The organism is Gordonibacter pamelaeae 7-10-1-b, from assembly GCF_000210055.1.
Lineage (GTDB): Bacteria > Actinomycetota > Coriobacteriia > Coriobacteriales > Eggerthellaceae > Gordonibacter > Gordonibacter pamelaeae.
Genome location: NC_021021.1, coordinates 2,151,157 through 2,165,005, shown reverse-complemented (window position 1 = coordinate 2,165,005; position 13,849 = coordinate 2,151,157). Strand labels below are relative to the sequence as shown.

Here is a 13,849-nt window from a genome sequence, read left to right as displayed (position 1 = left end):
AGCTCGGTGGCCTGGGCGACCTTCGCCTCGGCCTCGGCCTGGATGACCTTCGCCTCGGCGGCCTTGTCGGCGGCGATCTTCTCTTGGCGGACGTACTCGTCCTTCGATGCCTGCAGCTCCTCGCGCAGGACCTTCGTCTCGTCGACCATCTGGCCGTCGTTCTCGTTCATCTTGTTCAGCAGATCCCAGTTCTGCGTGAACTCCTCGAACGAGGTCGCGCCCATGACAAAATCGAGGAAGCTCGACGAGCCGGAGCGGTACATGCTGCGCGCACGCGTTCCCAGCTTGTCCTGAAGATCGGCGATCTTCCCGTTGGCTTCATCGATTTTGACCTGCTCGGCTTCCATGGCAGCCTGAGCAACCTCTTGCGCGTCGAGCGCCTGCTTGTAACTGTCGGCGGCAGCTTCGAGATCCGCCTGAAGGCCGACGAGCTGGTTGCGGACGGCGTCCGCCTCGGCTTGCTTCTCCGCAGCCGTCGTCGCGAATGCGGTCGTCGGAGCTACGATCGATGCGGCACCGAGCATGACGGCACCGCCAATGAACGCTCGCCTGCTGAGTCCGTTTGTATGCTCTCTCATTCGAAGACCTCCTGAATTGAGCACGTAGTATGTGTGGGCAAAAGCAGTGCGCATCATAGCACGTTTGCGCAGATGGACAAAAATTGTTGTGAACGCGTTTCATAAACCCAGATCAACGGTGGGGGTTTCCCGAGCCGAGGACGCGCAACCGTTCCGAGGACGTCAAACGAAGGCAAACAAGCCGTGGAACAGGGGAAATAGATGACCACAACGTATAGGGAAGCACAACCTATATATAGTAGCCCGACCTTCGGCGGTGTGCTCGGCGAGCCTTCAAGGCCCCTGCCCGCCTGCCGCGGGGGCGCGCTACCCTTACTATATATAGATAGATGGGCCTGCGGCGTAACGATGACGCTTGCGCCCTGGAATATTTTTTATCCGGCAGATCGCGGGGGAGTAGGGCCTCCGCGAGCGTTTCCCCACGAAAAAGGAGGAATCGTGGAGACACGCCCGGGGGCGTGTAGGTAGTTGACACGCTGATGATCCTAGCGTATTATTCATCTGCTCGCGCGTTCGGAACCACCGAAACACGCGGCAGGCAGCTTGATAAATACACATGAATTGAGCGAAACAGGGGCGTGTGCCCGAGTGGTTAAAGGGGACGGGCTGTAAACCCGTTAGCTATGCTTACCTAGGTTCGAATCCTAGCGCGCCCACCATCTAATCGCCTGTGTAGCTCAGCAGGTAGAGCACTTCCTTGGTAAGGAAGAGGTCGTCGGTTCAAGTCCGATCGCAGGCTCCATTTTCAACATGGCGGTGTAGCTCAGTTGGTTAGAGCACACGGTTCATACCCGTGGCGTCACTGGTTCAAATCCAGTCACCGCTACCATTTTGATTATTCCGCGTCCGTTTCCGGGCGCGTCATTATTTTGTTTTGACTTTCGCGCAAGCGAAACCTTGATAAGGAGGATGAAACATGGCTAAGGAGAAGTTCGAGCGTTCCAAGCCGCATGTTAACATCGGCACCATCGGCCACGTTGACCACGGCAAGACCACGCTCACGGCCGCCATTTCCAAGACGCTGTCCGAGAACGACGGCAGCCACGGCTCCGCCCGCGCCGACTTCACGGCCTTCGAGAACATCGACAAGGCTCCCGAGGAGCGCGAGCGCGGCATCACGATCTCCATCGCCCACATCGAGTACGAGACGGATCAGCGCCACTACGCGCACGTCGACTGCCCAGGCCACGCCGACTACGTGAAGAACATGATCACGGGTGCGGCCCAGATGGACGGCGCCATCCTCGTTATCGCCGCCACCGACGGCCCCATGGCCCAGACCCGCGAGCACATCCTGCTCGCCCGTCAGGTCGGCGTTCCCTACATCGTCGTGTTCCTGAACAAGTGCGACATGGTGGACGACGAGGAGCTCATCGAGCTCGTCGAGATGGAAGTTCGCGAGCTGCTCGACAGCTACGAGTTCCCGGGTGACGACACCCCGATCATCCGCGGCTCCGCTCTGAAGGCCCTCGAGGGCGACAAGGAGTGGCAGGAGAAGGTCTGGGAGCTCATGGACGCGGTGGATTCCTACATCCCCACGCCGGAGCGCATGGTCGACAAGCCGTTCCTGATGGCCGTCGAGGACACCATGACCATCACCGGCCGCGGCACCGTTGCCACCGGCCGTGTGGAGCGCGGTACGCTCCATGTGAACGACCCGCTGGAGATCATCGGCATCAAGGAGACCCAGAACACGGTCTGCACCGGTATCGAGATGTTCCGCAAGCTGCTCGACGAGGCCCAGGCCGGCGACAACATCGGCTGCCTGCTTCGCGGCATCAAGCGCGAGGAGATCGTGCGCGGCCAGGTTCTCTGCAAGCCCGGTAGCGTGACCCCGCACACCGAGTTCGAGGGCCAGGTCTACATCCTGACGAAGGAAGAGGGCGGCCGCCACACGCCGTTCTTCGACGGCTACCGCCCGCAGTTCTACTTCCGCACGACGGACGTGACGGGCGTTGCCCACCTTCCCGAGGGCACCGAGATGGTCATGCCGGGCGACAACGTGGAGATCAAGGGCGAGCTCATTCACCCGATCGCCATGGAAGAGGGCCTGCGCTTCGCTATCCGCGAGGGTGGCCGCACGGTTGGCTCCGGCCGCGTGACGAAGATCATCAAGTAACACCGTTTCACCAGTAACGCGGGGTCCGCTCCGGCGGGCCCCGCCCTTTGAGAATTCATGTGTATGATTACGTTATCAAGCTCGACACGTAAGCGATAAGAGGAGAATTCATGCGCACGTTGGTCACTTTGGCCTGCACTGATTGCAAGCGCCGCAATTACACGACCAAGAAGAACAAGCAGAACAATCCTGATCGCATCGAGTTGAAGAAGTACTGCAAGTGGTGCGGTCATCACACGACGCACAAAGAGACTCGATAGCGTTATCAGGGTAGGACAAGCAATAGGCCAGTAGCTCCAATTGGTAGAGCGGCGGTCTCCAAAACCGCATGTTGGGGGTTCGAGTCCCTCCTGGCCTGCCAGCTTGTTAATCTTGAGCAGCTTGCATTCAGGTTGCTTGTTCGAGCAGCTTGGAATCAGGCTGCTTGTTTGGCGTTTAGACAGATTACGATTTTCCCGGTTTTCTCGGGCGAAGGAACCAGATGGCGAAGAAATCGAAAACACAGCGCGCGAAGGCCTCGGCCGCACGCGCCGCACGAAAGGCGCAGGCCCTCGAGGCCGAGAGCGCCGCAGTCGAGGCGAAGGATATCGCCGAGGCCGATGCCGCCGCGGAACCCAAGAAGCGGTTTTTCAAGAAAGCCGACAAGGCCGAGACCCCTGCCGCCAACAAGCAGGATAAGGGCAAGATAGAGAAAAAAGCCGAGAAGAAGGTTGAGAGCAAGCCCAAGAAGCGTCGCTTCGGCTTCCTCAAGGACGTGCGTGCCGAGATGAAGCGCGTGACGTGGCCCACGAAGAAGGACGTGCTCCGCTGGAGCGTCGTCGTCGTGGCCGCGCTGCTGTTCTTCGGCGTGTACGTGGCTCTTCTCGACAACGTCATCATCACGCCGGTGCTCGTGGGCATCTCGAGTTTGGGGGCATAAGGACATGTCGAAGAAATGGTACGTCCTGCACACCTACTCGGGCTACGAGAACAAGGTGAAGAAGAACCTCGAGACGCGTATCGAGACCATGGGCCTCGAGAACAACGTGTTCGCCATCGAGATCCCCACCGAGATGGTGACGGAGATCAAAGAGGGCGGGCGCCGCGTCGAGAGCGAGAAGAAGGTGTTCCCGGGCTACGTGCTCGTCCGCATGGAGCTTGACGACCGCAGCTGGGCGGCCGTGCGCAACACGCCGGGCGTCACGGGCTTCGTGGGCAGCCAGGGCAACCCGGCCCCGCTTACCCGTGACGAGTACAACAAGATCATGGGCATGCGCTCGGACAAGAACCGTCCCGGCACCCCGAAGAAGACGTCCTCCTCCATCGAGGTGGGGCAGTCCGTCAAGGTGGTTTCCGGGCCGTTGGCCGAGTTCGACGGCGTGGTGTCGGAGGTGTCCCCCGATGCCGGCAAGGTGAAGGTGCTCGTGTCGATCTTCGGGCGCGAGACCCCCGTGGAGCTCTCGTTCGACCAGATCGCCAAGATTTAGCGAACATTAGCGGCGTCGCGTGCCCGCGTGGACCGGGGCTTCTCATTCGACACCGGCCGCTGTGTTGATAGATTGATTTTCGAAACGTTATGATCAGCTGAAAGGGTAGTTATCATGGCTGAAAAGAAGCAAACCGGCTTTATCAAGCTGCAGATCCCCGCGGGTGCCGCGAACCCGGCTCCTCCGATCGGCCCGGCGCTCGGCGCCCAGGGCGTCAACATCATGCAGTTCTGCCAGGCGTTCAACGCCCAGACGCAGGACCAGTCCGGCACCATCATCCCGGTCGAGATCACGGTCTACGAGGACAAGTCGTTCACGTTCGTGTGCAAGACCCCGCCGGCGGCCATCCTCATCAAGGAGAAGCTGGGCATCAAGAGCGGCGCGGGCATCCCGCACATGCAGTCCGTGGGCACCCTCACCGAGGACCAGCTCCGCGAGATCGCCGAGATCAAGCTGCCGGACCTCAACGCCAACACGATCGAGGCCGCCATGGAGATCATCGCCGGCACGGCCCGTTCCATGGGCGTGCGCATCGAGGGCCGCGAGATGAAGATCAAGTACGTGCCTTCCAAGAAGGTTGCCGCCATGCTGCAGGGCAAGACGCTTGAGGACGAGGACTAGTCCTTCGGCGAACCAAAGCGCAAACACGGCCGTCCGACCGGGCGGCCGTTTGAGCGATAAAAGGCAGTGGAAGGGCGCGCCATGCGCCCGCTACGAACCACGAAAGGAATCATCATGACGAAACTGTCCAAGAACTACCGCGCTGCGATCGAGAAGATCGGCGAGGAGGCCTACGCGCCGCTCGCGGCCATGAACCTGGTGAAGGAGGTCTCCACCGCCAAGTTCGACGAGACGGTGACGGTCGACTTCCGCCTGGGCATCGACACCCGCCAGGCCGACCAGCAGCTCCGCGGCACCGTGAGCCTGCCGAACGGCTCGGGCAAGACGGTCCGCGTGGCCGTGTTCGCCGAGGGCGAGGCTGCCCGCGCCGCCGAGGAGGCCGGTGCCGACATCGTGGGCTCCGACGAGCTCATGCAGCAGATCCAGGCCGGCGAGTTCAACTTCGACGCCGCCGTGGCCACGCCCGACCAGATGGGCAAGGTCGGCCGCCTCGGCAAGATCCTCGGCCCCCGCGGCCTCATGCCGAACCCGAAGCTCGGCACCGTCACGAACGACGTGGCGAAGGCCATCAACGAGCTCAAGGGCGGCCGCGTGGAGTACCGTGCCGACCGTTACGGCATCGCGCACGTCATCATCGGCAAGGTCAGCTTCACGGCCGAGCAGCTCGCCGAGAACTACGGTGCCGTGTACGACGAGATCATCCGCATGAAGCCGGCTGCGGCCAAGGGCAAGTACGTGAAGTCCGTCACCGTGTCCGCCACGATGACGCCGGGCGTGTCGGTCGATTCCAGCGTGACCCGCAACTACACGGAGGCTGGCGAGTAGCCGAGCGCACGAAGCCGAACGCCTGAAAAGAAGGGAGTCCGCAAGGGCTCCTTTCTTTTTGGCCTGATACGCGAACAGATGTTTCACGTGAAACATCGTAAAATGAAAAAATGAGAAGGTGCGGCGGAGTTCGACGCCGGTCTTTCTCGCGGGCATTCGCGCACGCTCTCGTCAACGCGATCTCAATGTGATATCATATTTGTATCACCTTGCGGTGCGAGGGTGCGGACGGGCGCATAGGGCGTCTTGTTCGGGAGAGAAAGGAACCGTCATGTCCGATAAGACCGCGCGTGCGACCGGCGGCGCGTCCGTCGAGAAAACCATCCATGCGAGGAGCGGTTGGCCCCTGCTGCTGCTCACGTTCGTTCTCGCAGCCGCGTGCGTCGCCTGCATCGTGACCGGGGCGACCATGCTGCCGCCCGACGACATGCCCCTTACCACGCCGGCCCACACGATGGGCGTGGTGCTGCTGGTCGTCGGCATCGTTGTGCTCTGCGTGGGGCCCCTGCTGATGCTCATGGGCTTCTTCACCATCCAGCCGAACCAGGCGCGCGTGCTCATCCTGTTCGGCGACTACAAGGGCACCGTGCGCGATGAGGGCTTCCACTGGGCGAACCCGTTCTACTCCCGTTCGGCCGGCAGCACCATCGATGAGCGCACCGGGAAGAGCACGCCGCTTTCCACGAAGGTCTCGCTGCGCGCCCGCACGTACAACGGCGAGCACCTGAAGGTGAACGACAAGTGCGGCAACCCCATCGAGATCGCCGACGTCATCGTCTGGCGCGTCGAGAACACGGCCAAGGCCCTGTTCGACGTGGACGACTACAACTCCTACGTGCACACGCAGAGCGAGACGGCGCTGCGCCACGTGGCCACCACCTACGCCTACGACCAGATGCCCGGCGAGCCCGAGGGCGAGATCACGCTGCGCAGCAACATCGAGGAGGTGTCGGCCGCCCTCAAGGAGGAGCTGGCCGTGCGCCTGGAGAAGGCCGGCGTGGTTATCGACGATGCGCGCCTCACGCACCTGGCCTACGCGCCGGAGATCGCCCAGGCGATGCTGCGCCGCCAGCAGGCGGACGCGGTGATAGCCGCGCGCGAGAAGATCGTGCAGGGCGCCGTGGGCATGGTGGAGATGGCGCTGGGCGAGCTGTCGCGCAAGAACGTGGTAGACTTGGATGACGAGCGCAAGGCCGCCATGGTGTCGAACCTCATGGTGGTGCTGTGCGGCGAGTCCGATGCCCAGCCCGTGCTGAACACGGGGACGCTGTACCAGTAGGGAAGGGCGGGCGGCCCGTGCGTTTGCCGGGGTGCCCGCAGTGTGAGACATGGCGAAACGCAAACAATACCCGCTGCGCGTCGACCCGGCTCTCTGGGAGGCCGTCGAGCGCTGGGCTGCGGACGACCTGCGCAGCGTGAACGCGCAGGTGGAGTTCATCCTGCGACGTGCGCTGAAGGACGCCGGCCGATTGAAGCCGCCCGGCGACGGCCATGCCGGCGACGAGGGGCGGGACGAGGCGTAGGACAAGGGCTTCGCCTTTGCCGACGGGCAAGATCGGCCCGCATGCGGCGGCAAGGGCCGATACCTTGCCTTGCGAAAAACGGGGCGCCCGGCTGGGCGCCCCGTTCGTTTGATGTCGGCGGGCGGGATGCGCTTAGACGAGCACGGCCTCGCGCTCTTCCTTGGCCTGCCGCTCCACCTCGTGGGCACGCTTGCCGTAGCCCTGCACGCGGGCGAGCTTGGTGTCGTCCTTCTTGCGGCTGCGGAGCTCGGGGATGGGGCTCTCGGCGTCCTCGGAGCGGTAGTCCTCGCCGTCGCGCTCGATGAGCTGGCGCACGGCCTCATGGCTCGGCACGTCCTGGACGCGGCCGTTCACCGTGTCGTTCCACGTGAAGAAGCGGAAGTCGCTCGGCACGTCGTCGATGTCGACGAACTCCTCGTCCTGCGCGGTGAGGGTGACCTGCTCGGCCAGAACCTGGCGGACGTAGTCCTTCGTGGGGTGGAAGTCCAGAAGCTCGGGGAACTCGCCGGCGGGAATGATCTGCTGCCATTCGGTGCCCTCGTACTTCTGCAGCAGATCGCAGGCCATGGCCAGGTGCATGCACTCCTGCTCGAAGTGCATCTCCCACATCTTCTTGACGCGGGCGTCGACCTCGGTCTCGTAGAAGGAGTAGTACAGGTAGCATTCCTGGTACTCGTGCCACAGCAGCATCTCGAGCCAGCTCATAGACGGGTCGATGAGCGAGCCGTAGTGCGTCACGTGCTGCTCCTCCACCATGCCGATCTCCTGGTAGAGGTCGCGGCCGGGGCCCTCGGGCACCGTGTTGCCCAGGTTCATGTAGAAGTTCATCGTCTGCTGCTCGCCGGCGGTGAGGATGAGCGCGCCGAGCGTGGTGCGGATGTCGCCCGTCTTGGAGTTGCGCGGCATGCGCACGGAGTCGAACGGATGGCGATGATGTGCGATGGTCGGGCGGCCCGGCGTGATCTCGATCGTGTCGCGGACGAGCTTGTGCGCGGGGATGTCCTCGTCGAACTTGAGCTGGTCGGCGTAGCGGTACAGGTGGTCGAAGTCCTCGAGGAGCGCGAAGTCCATGCAGGACTTGGCGTACTCGTCGGGCTCGTGCATGGCGAGCCAGGCCGTCAGGTCGACGGCGAGCTGCTCGTAGCCGATGGTCAGTTCGAGCGTGGACTCGTTCGACGGGCTCATCCAGTTGATGCGCTTCTGCTGCTCCTGCTCCATGCGGCGGCACAGGGCCAGGTCACGGCGCAGGTCGTTGTTCTCGCAGTGGCGGTTGAAGTTGTGGCCGAACATCGCCGCCTCAACCTCGATGCCGTTCATGAGGATGATGCGCGCCTTGGTGTAGGGGTCGGCCTCCAACTTGTCGTAGGGCTTGACGGCGAGCTGCTTCCAGTTGGGGACCATGTCCATCAACGACTTCTTCGGCTTCTGCTCAAACGGGTTCATAGAGCCTCCTTCTTGCTGGTTCGGTGCGCTCCGGCCGGGGCGGCGCGGACGCGGATTCCCCTCCATGCTAGAGGGGTGCGCAGGCGGCCCCGGGGGCGTGCGTGCAGGCGTTTTCCGAGCGTGGGGGATGCGTAACGGGGTGGAAAGGGAGTGCTATACTGGACGGCAGCAAACGGACGCGACGTGCGGAAGGTGTGGGCGAGGCATGATCATCAGGAAGTCACCGGCCGAGATAGAGGCCATGAAGGAGGCGGGCCGCGTGTCGGCCAAGGTGCTGCGCGAGGTGGGGGCGCGCGTGCGGCCCGGCGTGTCCACGCTCGAGCTGGACGAGCTGGCCGAGACGCTCATCCGCGCGGAGGGCGGCATCCCCGCGTTCAAGGGATACGGCGGGTTTCCCGGCTCCATCTGCGCTTCCGTGAACGAGCAGATCGTCCACGGCATCCCGTCCGCGGGTGTCGTGCTGCAGGAGGGCGACATCATCTCCATCGACACGGGCGCCATCGTGGACGGCTGGGTGGGCGACAACGCCTGGACCTATGCCGTGGGCCGCATCTCGCCGGAGAAGCAGCGCCTGCTGGACGTGACGGAGAAGTGCATGTGGGCCGGCCTCGAGGCGGCGCGCCCCGGCAACCACCTGGGGGATATCGGGCATGCGGTGCAGAGCATCGCCGAGGCCGAGGGCTTCGGCGTGGTGCGCGAGTACGTGGGGCACGGCATCGGCCGCGACATGCACGAGGACCCGAACGTGCCGAACTTCGGCCATCGCCACACGGGCGTGAGGCTGGAGCCCGGCATGGTGCTGGCCATCGAGCCCATGATCAACCAGGGTACCTACAAGACGCGCCAGATGCCGGACGGTTGGCTGGTGTGCACGCGCGACGGCCTGCCCTCGGCCCACTTCGAGAAGACGGTCGCCATCACCGAGGACGGCCCGGTGGTGCTCACCTGCGAGGAGGGGCACCGGCGGCCGATTTAGCCTGCGAGGACGCCGCGTCCGAACGAGAGCATGATGCCAAGGTAGATGACGGTGTCGACCATGCCGAGCACCAGGAAGAGGGTCCGAAGGTTGCGGGGGCTGTCGATGCCGTGGACGAGTCCTTTGGCGAAGAGCGCCTCCGCTTTCCAGGAGGCGAGCATCAAGAGGAGGTTGGGAAGGGCCAGGAGACACGCTATGGGCAGCAGCTCGTACTTGGAGCCATAACGGTCGATCGTGCCGTCGGGGCCGACGTGCATCGCGACGGTGTCCGGCAGCGATCCCAAGGAGGCTGCCGCAACGGCGAGCGGCACGAGGCAGAGGGCGATCCAAACCGCCCATTCCCAAGCTTTCATCCCACCCCTGCCTTCCCGCGCCTGCGGCGCCGCGCGTCCTACTTAAGCTGCTTGCCGTCGGTGTCCCAATAGAAGCGCTTGAACTTGGGAATCTGGTTCACGTGCATCACGCGTGCCCAGAAGTTGTGCAAAAACGAGTCGGGCGCGTAGTGCAGCGGGTAGGGCTCGGGCGTGCGGCGCAGCACCTCGAGGGCCTGCTGCAGGCGGGCGCGGTTCTTCATGGAGCGGTCCAGCACGTAGCGCGGCACGCAGGAGTAGACAAAGGGGTCGTACGCCTCGCGGTACTCGATGGCCTCGCCCAGGATGAACTCGCGCACGATGAGCTCGACGAAGTTCTGGCCGCCCAGGCTCATATAGTAGGTGTTGCGCCCGCAGCGCGTGTTCACCTCGAAGAAGCGGAAGCTCCCGTCGCGCTCGTCGTGCTTGATGTCGAAGTTCGCGAAGCCGCGGTAGCCGACTTCCTTGAGGAAGCGCCGCGCGCCGTCGATGATGGCCTGCTCGCGCTCGCCCATGATGCAGAGCGGGTTCCCCAGCGCGGTGGGGTCGTGGTCCTGCAGGCACACGACGCCGCCCGACACCACGCGCAGCTCGCCCGATGCGTCCGAGAACGTGGTGAGCGTGCGGATGGCGTCGTCGCCACCGGGGATGAAGTCCTGCAGCACCAGCTCGTTATCGTAGTCCGACGTGCGGATGGAGCGCCACACCTCGGCCAGCTCCTCCGGCGAGTCGATCTCGTAGATCTTGCGCCAGCCCTCGATGGTCGCTTCCTGGAATTGCGCCGAGTTCGAAGGCTTCGCGATGAGCGGGTAGGGGAAGTCGTGGACGGGCAGCTCCTCGGGACCGTCCGGGCCGCACGAGAAGTACCAGGTGCGCGGGTAGGGGATGTCCAGCTGCGCGCACAGCTCGTAGAAGCGGCGCTTCTGCGTGATGTCGTCGAGCAGGGCGAAGTCGAGGTAGGGCACCGTGTATCCGGCGGCCTCGAGGCGCTCCTTCCCGGACGACAGCATGCGCGCATGGCAGTCGTCGCAGCCGAGCACGAGCAGCACGCGCTCCGGGTCCGCGGCGCTCACCTCGGCGGCCACGCGCTCGAGGGCGTCGTAGAGGCCTTCCGGGTCATGGACGTTCGGCTCCAGGCGATAGTCGGTGAAGCGGCTGGTCGAGAGCATCTTGATGTCGTGCGCGGCCAGCACGATGGTGTGCTCGATGCCGTACGCGCGGTGCAGCTCGCTCACGTAGCTGTAAGCCAGGATGTCGCCGCCCACCACGACGGGCTGCAAACGGCGCGCCACGTCGGCGGCGGAGGCGATACGGGGGTTCTGCGCGGTCATGTGGTCTCCTTGCATGTTCTTCTCGACCGCTCATTATCCCATATCTTGATCGATCGGCGCCTTGACACCGAAAACCCATCCTTCTGCCAAAAAACGGCCGGTTTGGCAATCGACGCGCTCGTTTCGGCCGGATTTCAAGGCTGTGTTTTTCCGTTTAACCTGGTCGCAGAAAAAGCAACCGAGGATTCCGCGTTTCGGAATTGCCAAACCGTGCATTTTTTGGCAGAAACCCCCGCTCGATGCGTCAAACGCTCCTGCACCCGCGAGGTTCGTCGTCCTGTGCATGGCTGGCCGTTCGAACAGCTGGTCGGGCAGCGCATTCTCCTTGCCGGTTTCGTGGAAACCATCCGAGGCGGGGGAGGTTGCCGTATCATATGAGATTCACAGCATCGTCACGTGAACAGGAGAACCAACCACATGTGCGGATTCGTGGGATTCACCGCGGTCGATTACGACCGGGAGACCAACCAGGCCGTCATCAAGGACATGGCCGATCGCATCGCCCACCGCGGGCCCGATGACGAGGGCTTCTTCGTGGACGATGACATAGCGATGGGCTTCCGCCGCCTGTCCATCATCGACCTCGAGGGCTCCCGCCAGCCCATGCAGAACGCCGACGGCACCGTCACGGTCACGTTCAACGGCGAGATTTACAACTTCCAGGAGCTGCGCGCCGAGCTTGAGGCGCTGGGCTACCAGTTCGTCACGAACGGCGACACGGAAACGATCGTCCATGGCTACGAGGCGTGGGGCACGGACGTGTTCGAGCGCCTGCGCGGCATGTTCGCCATCGCCATCTGGGATGCGGCGAAGAAGCGCCTCGTGTGCGCTCGCGACATCTTCGGCATCAAGCCGTTCTACTACCAGCACGACGGCAACCGCCTCGTCTACGGCAGCGAGATCAAGGCGTTTTTGGCGCACCCGGCGTTCAAGAAGGAGCTCAACCGCGAGCAGTTGCCGCAGTATCTGTGCTTCGAGTACATGAACGACTCGCAGACCATGTTCAAGGACGTGCACAAGCTGTTGCCCGGCCACTTCATGGTGTTCGAGGACGGCACGCTGCGCACCGAATGCTTCTACAAGATCACGTACAAGATCGACGATTCGAAGTCGCTCGACGAGTGGGCCGACGTCATCGTGAAGGCGTTCGACGAGTCGGTGGCGGCGCACGAGATCGCCGACGTCGAGATCGGCAGCTTCCTGTCGGGCGGCATCGACAGCTCGCTGGCCGCGTACTGCATGGGGCAGCACGCGCCGGACATCAAGACGTTCTCGGTGGGCTACGACATCGGCTGCGAGGACAAGCTGGCCGAGATCGCCGCGCAGTCCGACTTCGAGATCAAGCTGAACGAGCTGGAGGACGCCGAGGAGTTCGCGAAGTGGGCCCACCTGCCGAACTGGCAGGTGAAGGTCGATGCGCGGGAATTCCTCGACATCGTGCCCACCGAGCAGTACCACATGGACGAGCCGCTGGGCGCGCCGAGCGCCATCCCGCTGTTCTTCGTGAGCCGCCTCGCGCGCGAGCAGGTGAAGGTGGTGCAGTCGGGCGAGGGCGCCGACGAGCTGTTCGGCGGGTACTGGATCTACCATGACCAGTTCGAGTTCGGCAAGTACTTCAAGGTGCCGCGCCCTCTGCGCGCCGCCGCGGGCGCCGTGGCCGAGAAGCTGCCGCCGTTCCACGGTCGTCGCTTCGCCATGCGCGGCTCGGGCGGGCCGGAAAAGAGCTACCAGCGAGCGAGCATGAACTACATGTGGGACGAGATCCCGAACGTGCTGCGCGACTACGACGGCCCCTGCAAGCCGTGGGAGTGGTGCAAGCCGCACTTCGACGAGGCGGCGAAGCAGGACATCGACATCATCACGCAGACCCAGTACGTGGACATGGTCAGCTACATGCCCTTCGACATCTGCCTGAAGGCCGACAAGATGTCCATGTCGCAGTCGCTGGAGCTGCGCGTGCCGTTCCTCGACAAGAAGGTGCTCGACGTGGCGCTGCAGCTGCCCACCGCGTGCCGCGTCGACGACGAGCATGCCAAGTACGCGCTGCGCGTGGCTGCGAGCAAGCTGGGCTTCCAGAAGAAGGTGGCGAACATGCCGAAGCAGCCGTTCATCACGCCACTTACGGTGTGGCTGCAGACCGACCTGTACTACGATCGCATCAAAGAGGCGTTCACGAGCGAGGCCGCGCACGAGTTCTTCAACGTGGACTACCTCGTGCAGATGCTCGACGACCACAAGTCGGCCGACTTCTCCACGGTGGAGGGTCGCGGCAAGCTCAAGATGATGCGCATCTGGAACATCTACTGCTTCCTGTGCTGGTACGAGGTGTTCTTCGGGAAGAGCAGCGAGAAGCTGGCCCCGAAGACGAAGGTGGCGTAAGCGGAAGGGCGTTGCGCTCGCGGCGTCAACGGCGGCGCTACCGTTGGGTGTTAGGCTGGCCGACGCGAAGGAACGCAAGCATGCCAGGTGGTAGGCTCGTCGCATCAACCGATGCGATAGGAGTGACCATGCCCGCCGAAACCGTCGTCCCGCCCCGTTTCCGCACGCCGGAGCCGCGGCTCCGCCTTCACGCGGCGTTCGCGCTTGCACTCGCCGCCTGCGCCCTTGCCGCGGTGCT

At 63.6% G+C, this 13,849-nt stretch carries 15 protein-coding genes and 4 tRNA genes; 15 read left to right on the top strand and 4 right to left on the bottom strand.

Annotated features, from left to right (window positions below):
- Positions 1 to 578 (bottom strand): coiled-coil domain-containing protein (locus GPA_RS19185; RefSeq protein ID WP_414735666.1); only part of this gene is annotated, 578 nt, incomplete at its 3' end.
- A gap of 574 nt (positions 579 to 1,152) precedes the next feature.
- Here GPA_RS19185 and GPA_RS09995 point away from each other — a divergent pair.
- The 12 genes from GPA_RS09995 to GPA_RS09940 all read left to right on the top strand — a co-directional run bounded on the left by GPA_RS09995 (position 1,153) and on the right by GPA_RS09940 (position 7,132).
- Positions 1,153 to 1,237 (top strand) — tRNA-Tyr (locus GPA_RS09995).
- A gap of 7 nt (positions 1,238 to 1,244) precedes the next feature.
- Positions 1,245 to 1,320: transfer RNA gene (locus tag GPA_RS09990), tRNA-Thr, on the top strand.
- Positions 1,321 to 1,330: 10 nt separating this feature from the next.
- A tRNA-Met gene (locus tag GPA_RS09985) sits at positions 1,331 to 1,407 on the top strand.
- An 87-nt stretch (positions 1,408 to 1,494) separates the two neighbouring features.
- Positions 1,495 to 2,697, top strand: coding sequence for an elongation factor Tu (tuf, locus tag GPA_RS09980; protein ID WP_015539793.1), 1,203 nt, complete (start codon positions 1,495 to 1,497; stop codon positions 2,695 to 2,697).
- 110 nt (positions 2,698 to 2,807) lie between these two features.
- Complete coding sequence (rpmG, locus tag GPA_RS09975; RefSeq protein ID WP_041239432.1) at positions 2,808 to 2,957, top strand: 50S ribosomal protein L33; 150 nt, start codon at positions 2,808 to 2,810, stop codon at positions 2,955 to 2,957.
- A 24-nt stretch (positions 2,958 to 2,981) separates the two neighbouring features.
- Positions 2,982 to 3,058, top strand: a tRNA-Trp gene (locus GPA_RS09970).
- A gap of 120 nt (positions 3,059 to 3,178) precedes the next feature.
- Positions 3,179 to 3,616, top strand: a complete 438-nt coding sequence (gene secE, locus GPA_RS09965) for a preprotein translocase subunit SecE (RefSeq protein WP_015539792.1) — start codon at positions 3,179 to 3,181, stop codon at positions 3,614 to 3,616.
- Between the two features lie 4 nt (positions 3,617 to 3,620).
- Complete coding sequence (nusG, locus tag GPA_RS09960) at positions 3,621 to 4,163, top strand: transcription termination/antitermination protein NusG (protein ID WP_015539791.1); 543 nt, start codon at positions 3,621 to 3,623, stop codon at positions 4,161 to 4,163.
- A 114-nt stretch (positions 4,164 to 4,277) separates the two neighbouring features.
- A complete protein-coding gene (gene rplK / locus GPA_RS09955; protein ID WP_015539790.1) occupies positions 4,278 to 4,784 on the top strand; it encodes a 50S ribosomal protein L11 in 507 nt (168 codons plus the stop codon).
- A 114-nt stretch (positions 4,785 to 4,898) separates the two neighbouring features.
- Positions 4,899 to 5,609: a 50S ribosomal protein L1 gene (gene rplA, locus GPA_RS09950; protein ID WP_015539789.1), complete on the top strand. Its 711-nt coding sequence runs from the start codon at positions 4,899 to 4,901 to the stop codon at positions 5,607 to 5,609.
- A gap of 271 nt (positions 5,610 to 5,880) precedes the next feature.
- Positions 5,881 to 6,888, top strand: a complete 1,008-nt coding sequence (locus tag GPA_RS09945) for an SPFH domain-containing protein (protein WP_015539788.1) — start codon at positions 5,881 to 5,883, stop codon at positions 6,886 to 6,888.
- Between the two features lie 49 nt (positions 6,889 to 6,937).
- Positions 6,938 to 7,132 carry a type II toxin-antitoxin system antitoxin gene (locus GPA_RS09940; protein WP_015539787.1) on the top strand — a complete coding sequence of 65 codons (195 nt, stop codon included), beginning with the start codon at positions 6,938 to 6,940 and terminating at the stop codon, positions 7,130 to 7,132.
- Between the two features lie 132 nt (positions 7,133 to 7,264).
- On the opposite strand, the gene GPA_RS09935 is transcribed toward GPA_RS09940, so the two are convergent.
- The gene (locus tag GPA_RS09935) at positions 7,265 to 8,575 is read right to left on the bottom strand and encodes a hypothetical protein (protein ID WP_015539786.1); all 1,311 of its coding nucleotides are present in this window, start codon (positions 8,573 to 8,575) and stop codon (positions 7,265 to 7,267) included.
- 205 nt (positions 8,576 to 8,780) lie between these two features.
- Between GPA_RS09935 and map the strand changes: the two genes are divergently transcribed.
- On the top strand, positions 8,781 to 9,551 hold the full coding sequence (gene map, locus GPA_RS09930) for a type I methionyl aminopeptidase (RefSeq protein ID WP_015539785.1): 771 nt from the start codon (positions 8,781 to 8,783) through the stop codon (positions 9,549 to 9,551).
- Here map and GPA_RS09925 read toward each other — a convergent pair.
- On the bottom strand, positions 9,548 to 9,904 hold the full coding sequence (locus GPA_RS09925) for a DUF1648 domain-containing protein (protein ID WP_015539784.1): 357 nt from the start codon (positions 9,902 to 9,904) through the stop codon (positions 9,548 to 9,550). The genes map and GPA_RS09925 overlap by 4 nt on opposite strands.
- A 38-nt stretch (positions 9,905 to 9,942) precedes the next feature.
- Positions 9,943 to 11,232 carry a carboxylate--amine ligase gene (locus GPA_RS09920; protein WP_015539783.1) on the bottom strand — a complete coding sequence of 430 codons (1,290 nt, stop codon included), beginning with the start codon at positions 11,230 to 11,232 and terminating at the stop codon, positions 9,943 to 9,945.
- A gap of 9 nt (positions 11,233 to 11,241) precedes the next feature.
- On the opposite strand from GPA_RS09920, the gene GPA_RS18190 reads away from it, so the two are divergent.
- A complete protein-coding gene (locus GPA_RS18190; protein WP_231847627.1) occupies positions 11,242 to 11,610 on the top strand; it encodes a hypothetical protein in 369 nt (122 codons plus the stop codon).
- 39 nt (positions 11,611 to 11,649) lie between these two features.
- Positions 11,650 to 13,611, top strand: a complete 1,962-nt coding sequence (gene asnB, locus GPA_RS09915; protein WP_015539782.1) for an asparagine synthase (glutamine-hydrolyzing) — start codon at positions 11,650 to 11,652, stop codon at positions 13,609 to 13,611.
- Positions 13,612 to 13,849 lie beyond the last annotated feature (238 nt).

Coding starts and splice junctions, on each gene's coding strand:
- GPA_RS09940 (WP_015539787.1), top strand. CDS start 6,938: ATGGCGAAACGCAAACAATACCCGCTGCGCGTCGACCCGGCTCTCTGG.
- GPA_RS09925 (WP_015539784.1), bottom strand. CDS start 9,904: ATGAAAGCTTGGGAATGGGCGGTTTGGATCGCCCTCTGCCTCGTGCCG.
- secE (WP_015539792.1), top strand. CDS start 3,179: ATGGCGAAGAAATCGAAAACACAGCGCGCGAAGGCCTCGGCCGCACGC.
- rpmG (WP_041239432.1), top strand. CDS start 2,808: ATGCGCACGTTGGTCACTTTGGCCTGCACTGATTGCAAGCGCCGCAAT.
- GPA_RS09945 (WP_015539788.1), top strand. CDS start 5,881: ATGTCCGATAAGACCGCGCGTGCGACCGGCGGCGCGTCCGTCGAGAAA.
- GPA_RS09935 (WP_015539786.1), bottom strand. CDS start 8,575: ATGAACCCGTTTGAGCAGAAGCCGAAGAAGTCGTTGATGGACATGGTC.
- rplA (WP_015539789.1), top strand. CDS start 4,899: ATGACGAAACTGTCCAAGAACTACCGCGCTGCGATCGAGAAGATCGGC.
- tuf (WP_015539793.1), top strand. CDS start 1,495: ATGGCTAAGGAGAAGTTCGAGCGTTCCAAGCCGCATGTTAACATCGGC.
- rplK (WP_015539790.1), top strand. CDS start 4,278: ATGGCTGAAAAGAAGCAAACCGGCTTTATCAAGCTGCAGATCCCCGCG.
- GPA_RS09920 (WP_015539783.1), bottom strand. CDS start 11,232: ATGACCGCGCAGAACCCCCGTATCGCCTCCGCCGCCGACGTGGCGCGC.
- map (WP_015539785.1), top strand. CDS start 8,781: ATGATCATCAGGAAGTCACCGGCCGAGATAGAGGCCATGAAGGAGGCG.
- nusG (WP_015539791.1), top strand. CDS start 3,621: ATGTCGAAGAAATGGTACGTCCTGCACACCTACTCGGGCTACGAGAAC.
- asnB (WP_015539782.1), top strand. CDS start 11,650: ATGTGCGGATTCGTGGGATTCACCGCGGTCGATTACGACCGGGAGACC.